Raw genomic sequence first — 6657 nt, forward strand, 5'->3', positions numbered from 1 at the left:
AACTTTACATTATACCCCGAACCTGTCTTTATATTTTCTTCTGCAAATCTCCGATCAATCGAGCCTGTTTTTTCTCTAAATACTGTTGATGGGACTGATCGGCCAGATAATAATCTCCTGCGGGTTCGATCAAAGTAACGATATCCTGCTGAAACTTTCCCGATAGTTGTAGTTGACCCTTGCCAGCAGTGGCGATTAACTTTTGTTCCGGGGTGTGATAAAAAATAATCGATCGATATTGTTCTCCCCGGTCCGGTCCTTGGCGATTTAACTGAGTCGGATCATGGATTGACCAAAAAACGGCTAATAACGCCTCATAGCTTATTTCTTGGGGATTATAGGCAATTTGTGCCACTTCCGCATGGCCGGTAATTCGCGATAACACATCGAGATAACTAGGATTGGGAAAATGTCCCCCCATATAACCCACAGAAGTCGCTAAAACCCCCGATAAACGCCGAAATGCGTCCTCGGTTTTCCAAAAACAGCCGGCCCCAAAGGTGGCTTTTTCGCCGCTATTCATTTCTCCTCACATCCTTGGCAAATTCTACAACTGCTTTTGTAATTGTTTCGCTTAAATTAGCATAAACTTTGGCAAAAGGGGGAGCTTTTTCGGTTAATCCTAGGATATCCGCCGTTACCAACACCTGACCATCACAATCTTCCCCCGCACCGATACCAATCGTCGGGATAGTCAATTTATCGGTAATAGTAGCGGCTAAATTGGCGGGAATATGTTCCAAAACCAGGGCAAATACTCCCGCTTTCTCCAAGGCTAAACCTTCCTCGATTAGTCTTTGTGCATCCGATGGAGTTTTTCCCTGCTGACGGTATCCTAACCGATGCACCGACTGGGGAGTTAATCCGATATGACCCATAACAGGAATGCCTATCTCGGTTAAACGGCTAATCGTCTCGATCATAGCAGGATAACCTCCCTCTAATTTTACCCCTTGTACTCCCGCTTCCTTTAACATCCTTCCGGCGGAGTGAATTGCCTGACTGACACTTTCCTGATAGCTGAGAAAAGGCAAATCACAGACAACTAAAGCTTGTTTTACCCCGCGAGACACGGCCGCCGCGTGGTGAATCATCGCCTCTAGGGTGATCGGTAAAGTGGTAGGATAGCCCAAAGCGGTCATAGCTAAGGAATCACCCACCAAAATAATATCAATTCCTGCTCGATCGAGCAGTCGCGCGATCGGATAATCCCAAGCTGTGAGGGTGACAATCGCGCGTTTTTGCTGTTTCCACTCGATTAATTTGCTGGTGGTGACTGCCATTATTTATTCACTGCGGACAGCTTCGAGGATACGGGAAAAATAGAAACGAGTGCTAGTCATACTCGTCCGTTCAATTTTAAAGCCATTTTCGTTGAGAGCGGCGACAATAGTTTTTTCCTTGTGTTGATAGGCGCGAGTGGTTTTACTCGGACCGGGGAAAAATTGACCAATTTTCTTGAGAATGGTTAATAAACAGGTTTTAGGGGCAAAACTGAGGATTAAACGGGATTGAGCTAGGCAGCCCAGGTGTTTAATCATTCCTAATGCTTCTTCTGTGGGATAGTGAATGAGAACATCAAGACAGATGACTGTGTGATATTGGCCGGTTAATGCTTCTAAATCTTGAACGGCAAAGGTGAGTTTACTGGTATCTGCTAACTCTTTGGCTGCTCTTTCCTTGGCTTCTGTCACCATTTTCTCAGAAATATCACTGGCGAAAATAGTTGCGCCCGCTTTAGCAAGGGGAATACTAAGACTACCGACTCCACAACCAGCATCACAGATCGAGAGATTGGGTAAATTGTCATCACTTTCTAACCAACCGATAACGGTATCGATCGTCTGTTGATGACCGATGCGAATATCTTTTTGTACTTTGTTAACTTCGCCATCCCCATAAATCCGGCGCCAGCGATCGAATCCTGTGGCGTTAAAATAGTCCTTGACTATGGCTTTATCGTCTAATGTGTTGGTCATAACGAAATCTAAACGAGCGGAGATGGTTATTAGTTTATCCTACCGTGAAAGATCTCAACCGTTGCCGCTGATGGCTGACTCCTGACTGCTCAGGAGCGGACCGGGAGCGATTGCAAGTCTGTGGAAAAGCTTAATTTGTTTTCCACTTCACTTTTAGTTAACCTAAATTGAATATCATGTAATCGTCCCAAAATCGATCAATAAGAGTTCCATGTCAATTATTACCCATAGAACTAAGATCGTAGCCACGATCGGCCCTGCCAGTAATTCGCCAGAAGTCCTCAAGCAGATGATCGGTGCGGGGATGAATGTAGCGCGGCTAAACTTTTCCCACGGTAGCTACGAAGATCATGCGAGAGTTGTCAGCCTTTTACGGCAAATTTCTCAAGAATTAGACAATCCTATCACTCTCCTGCAAGATTTACAAGGTCCAAAAATTCGCGTTGGTAATCTCCCCAATGGTTCCATTACCATCAACGACGGCGATTATCTCACCCTTGTCCCCATGGATGAGTATCGGGGAGAAGCGAACACCGTTTCGATCGATTATCCCTATCTGGCCGAGGAAGCCAAGTTAGGCGAGCAAATTCTCCTTGATGATGGCTTATTAGAGCTAAAAATCGTTGAAATTAAGGGAAAAAACCTAAAATGTCAAGTATTGGAGGGAGGAATTCTCAAGAGTCGCAAGGGAGTTAATCTACCCCGTCTCAATTTGCGCTTACCTTCCATGACCGAAAAAGACAAACAAGACCTAGAATTTGGTCTTGCTCAGGGGGTTGATTGGGTTTCCCTGAGTTTTGTTCGTAAAGGAGAAGATATCAAGGCGATTAAGGCATTTTTAGCCGAGAGAAATCACGCGGATGTGCCAGTGATAGCTAAAATTGAAAAACCGCAAGCGATCGAAAATTTAGAGTCAATTGTCGAGGAATGTGACGGCATTATGGTGGCCCGGGGCGATTTGGGAGTAGAATTAAGTCCCGAAAAAGTCCCTATGTTGCAAAAACGCATTATCAGACTCTGCAACATGAAAACTATTCCCGTCATCACTGCCACCCAGATGTTAGAAAGCATGATTCACAGTCCCCGACCGACTCGGGCCGAGGCTAGTGATGTGGCTAATGCAATTATCGATGGAACCGATGCGGTAATGTTATCGGGGGAATCAGCAGTGGGAGATTTTCCCGTCAAAGCGGTGGCTATGTTGGCCAAAATCGCCCATGATGTGGAAGCGGATGTGAAGTTTGATAATGCTCCCCCCAATGAGTCCGATGAAACTCACGCTCTCAGTGAGGCTCTAGTGGCGATCGATCAAACCCTTGATCTCCGTTATATTGTCACTTTTACCACCTCTGGCTACACTTCGCTACTGGCTTCTAAGGAACGTCCCTCGGTTCCCGTCATTGCCATGACTCCCAATAAACGAGTCTATCACCGTCTCAATCTAGTCTGGGGTGTGATCCCGATTCTTCTTGATCATCAGGTGTCCGTCTTTGAGGATGTGTTAAAGCAAACCGAATCAATTCTACTTCAGAAAAATCTAGCGCAATCGGGCGATAAAATCCTGATTATGGCGGGAATTCCCATGCAGAAAAATAAAGGAACCAATTTCCTCAAAATTCACACGATTCCCTAAGTTCTAGGATTCAGGGGTCAGTATTCTCCGAGTCAGTATTCTCCGAGTCAGGAGTCAGCTTTTTTCTCCCCACACCCCCACTTCCCCACTCCCCCATCTCCCCACCTCCCCATTCCCCACTTCCCCACTTCCCCACACCCCACGAAAAACTTTTTGCCGCAAACCCTAGATACAGATTTTGGGCGGTGGATTGGTTGTGATAGAAATATAAATATCGATCGCTTGCTATCAATCTTGATGAAAAGACGATATTTTCTGGCTTTTATCGGCTCAATTGTCCTTGCTTGGTCATTATCTCCCAGCATAAACCTTTTTTCGTCTACTATCACCACTGCACAAACCCAGACAATTCTAGTTTCTGCCGCCGCTAGTCTCAAAGAGGCCCTAGAAGGAATCAAGCCGGGGTTTGAAAAAGCTCATGGCAACATTAAAGTTAACTATAACTTCGCTGCGTCGGGAGCTTTGCAACGGCAAATCGAACAGGGAGCACCGGCCGATGTTTTCCTCTCGGCTGCCACTAAGCAAATGGACGCTTTAGCAAAAGCTGGTTTAATCGATACAAGTACCAGAAGAAACCTGCTCACTAATCGCCTAGTTTTAATCGTTCCCAAGAATTCCACCCTAAAAATCAGCGATTTTCGTTCCCTGACTAACAGTAATGTCCAAAGAATTGCCGTGGGTGAACCGCGCAGCGTTCCCGTCGGTCAGTACAGTGAAGAAGTTCTGAAAAATCTCGGCATTTTAGAGCAAATAAAACCAAAACTGGTCTTTGCCAACTCCGTCCGCAATGTTCTCGCCGCCGTAGAAACTGGTAACGCCGATGCTGGCATTGTTTACATCACCGATGCCAAAATTTCCGACCGGGTAAAAGTAGTGGCCACGGCTGCCAATAATCTCCATTCTCCGATTATTTATCCCATAGCTGTGATTAAAGACAGCAAAAACCCGCAAGCTGCCAAGACTTTCGCCCAATATCTCACCAGGACAGCCGCTAAAAACATTTTTGAAAAATTCGGCTTCGGAATAGCCAGATAAACAATGCCCGACTTTTCCCCCCTATGGATATCCCTGAAAACCGCCACCATTGCCCTGATAATCATCTTTTTTCTCGGTATTGCCGCCGCTTATTGGATGTTAGGTTATCGTGGACGGAGGAAATCCCTAATCGAGGCAGTTTTCGTCGCACCCTTAATCTTGCCCCCAACGGTGCTAGGCTTCATTTTACTGCTCCTATTCGGCAAAAACGGACCATTAGGACAGTTATTAGACCTATTTAACTTTCGCGTCGTTTTTACTTGGTATGCCGCCATCATCACCGCGACGGTGGTAGCTTTTCCCCTGATGTACAAAACCACCCTCGGCGCTTTTGAACAGGTGGATGCCAATCTTTTACAGGTTGCCCGCACCCTAGGGGCATCGGAAGGGAAAATATTCTGGCGCCTACTTTTGCCCCTCTCCTTCCCCGGAGTATTAGCAGGATTAACCCTAGCTTTTGCCCGCGCTTTGGGGGAATTTGGGGCGACTTTGATGTTAGCCGGTAATATTCCGGGGCAAACTCAAACTATCCCGATGGCGATTTTCTTCGCTGTGGAAGCAGGAGCGATGACTGAGGCTTGGATATGGGTGTTTATTATCATGTTAATCTCCCTATCGGGGATTATCGCCGTTAATCTCTGGCAAAGTCAACGCAAACAGCAATTAGGACGACTGGGAGAAAGCAAACCTAACGAGATGGAGGACTGGCTGCCACTCTGGGAGGGTCGCGATTTTGCCCTTTTAGAAGCTGAAAATCAGCATTATAGGGATAAAGTAGGCTTATTTGTTGATATAGAGAAATATTTACCCGGTTTTAACCTCTCGGTCACTTTTAACTGCCAAAATCAGCCATTAGGACTATTAGGGGCTTCGGGTTCGGGAAAAAGCCTGATTTTGCGATCGCTGGCTGGTGTGGAAACGCCCTCAAGGGGCCGTATTGTCTTAAATGGGCGCATTCTCTTCGATTCGGAAAAGGGAATTAATCTCCCCAGTCGTCAGCGTCGCATCGGTTTTGTGGTGCAGAATTATGCTCTTTTTCCCCATCTCACCGTGGCAGAAAATATCGCTTTTGGTCTCTCGAAAAACTTATCTAAAAAAGTTATTAAACAGCAGATTGCCAACCAATTGGAATTAGTGCAGTTACCCGGCATGGAAAACCGTTATCCCCATCAATTATCGGGGGGACAACAGCAACGAGTCGCCATCGCTCGCGCTTTAGCTACTCGTCCAGAAGCTTTATTATTAGATGAGCCTTTTTCTGCCCTTGATACCCATCTACGCGCTCAATTAGAACGTCAGATGATCAAAACTTTAAGTAATTACGATGGCGTGACAATTTTTGTTACCCATAATATGGATGAAGCCTATCGAATATGTGAGAATTTATTAGTTATGGAAAAAGGGCGGGCAATTGCTAATAATTCTAAACAGAAAATTTTTGAGCGACCAGATAGCGTTAGTTTGGCAAAAATTACTGGCTGTAAGAATTTTTCCCGTGCTATTATCATTAATAACCAACAATTGGAGGCCATTGATTGGGATGTTAAATTACACACCGTCCCCGGAATTCCCGACTATTTAGCCTATACGGGAATTCGCGCCCATCAAATTATTTTTGGTCGAGATTTAGGCGATATTAATACTTTTCCCTGTTGGTTAGCTAATGCCATTGAAGGACCCCATCGGGTGACTCTCTATCTGAAACTTAATCAACCCTCCAACCATGACAGAGATTTTCATATCCAAGCAGAGTTATATAAGGATAAATGGTTAGAAATTAAGGAGCAAGCTTTGCCTTGGACTGTTACTTTATCTCCCCAGCGTTTATTATTATTAAAATAAACAGAGATTTTGATGCTAAGTTGTCAAACACCCCCCTTATCAAGCTATCCATTAGTCACATCTTTCTTAACATAAAATTTGACAAAAAGAGAAAAGTGTGCCAGATGGCTCAAGGGGGTTCTATGGGGGGACTAATTTGATGAGATAGTTTCCAAGTCTGGCTGATAT

At 45.2% G+C, this 6657-nt stretch carries 6 protein-coding genes; 3 read left to right on the forward strand and 3 right to left on the reverse strand.

Features of this window, described 5'->3' with window-relative positions; genetic code table 11:
- Positions 1–28 precede the first annotated feature (28 nt).
- From msrA to bchM, 3 genes are read right to left on the reverse strand one after another with little or no spacing between them, the layout of a single operon-like run.
- On the reverse strand, positions 29–523 hold the full coding sequence (msrA, locus tag ACE1AQ_RS01370) for a peptide-methionine (S)-S-oxide reductase MsrA (protein WP_110543719.1): 495 nt from the start codon (positions 521–523) through the stop codon (positions 29–31).
- Positions 516–1283: a 3-methyl-2-oxobutanoate hydroxymethyltransferase gene (gene panB / locus ACE1AQ_RS01375; protein WP_008200423.1), complete on the reverse strand. Its 768-nt coding sequence runs from the start codon at positions 1281–1283 to the stop codon at positions 516–518. Before panB ends, msrA begins: the two co-directional genes overlap by 8 nt.
- Before the next feature lie 3 nt (positions 1284–1286).
- Positions 1287–1979 (reverse strand): magnesium protoporphyrin IX methyltransferase, encoded by a 693-nt coding sequence (gene bchM, locus ACE1AQ_RS01380; RefSeq protein WP_110543717.1) that lies wholly within the window; start codon positions 1977–1979, stop codon positions 1287–1289.
- 211 nt (positions 1980–2190) lie between these two features.
- On the opposite strand from bchM, the gene pyk reads away from it, so the two are divergent.
- The 3 genes from pyk to modB all read left to right on the forward strand — a co-directional run bounded on the left by pyk (position 2191) and on the right by modB (position 6489).
- Positions 2191–3612: a pyruvate kinase gene (pyk, locus tag ACE1AQ_RS01385; protein ID WP_110543714.1), complete on the forward strand. Its 1422-nt coding sequence runs from the start codon at positions 2191–2193 to the stop codon at positions 3610–3612.
- Positions 3613–3849: 237 nt separating this feature from the next.
- Complete coding sequence (modA, locus tag ACE1AQ_RS01390; protein ID WP_106908305.1) at positions 3850–4647, forward strand: molybdate ABC transporter substrate-binding protein; 798 nt, start codon at positions 3850–3852, stop codon at positions 4645–4647.
- Between the two features lie 3 nt (positions 4648–4650).
- A complete protein-coding gene (gene modB, locus ACE1AQ_RS01395) occupies positions 4651–6489 on the forward strand; it encodes a molybdate ABC transporter permease subunit (protein WP_110543712.1) in 1839 nt (612 codons plus the stop codon).
- Positions 6490–6657: the final 168 nt, after the last annotated feature.

The organism is Microcystis sp. BLCC-F209, from assembly GCF_041928595.1.
Lineage (GTDB): Bacteria > Cyanobacteriota > Cyanobacteriia > Cyanobacteriales > Microcystaceae > Microcystis.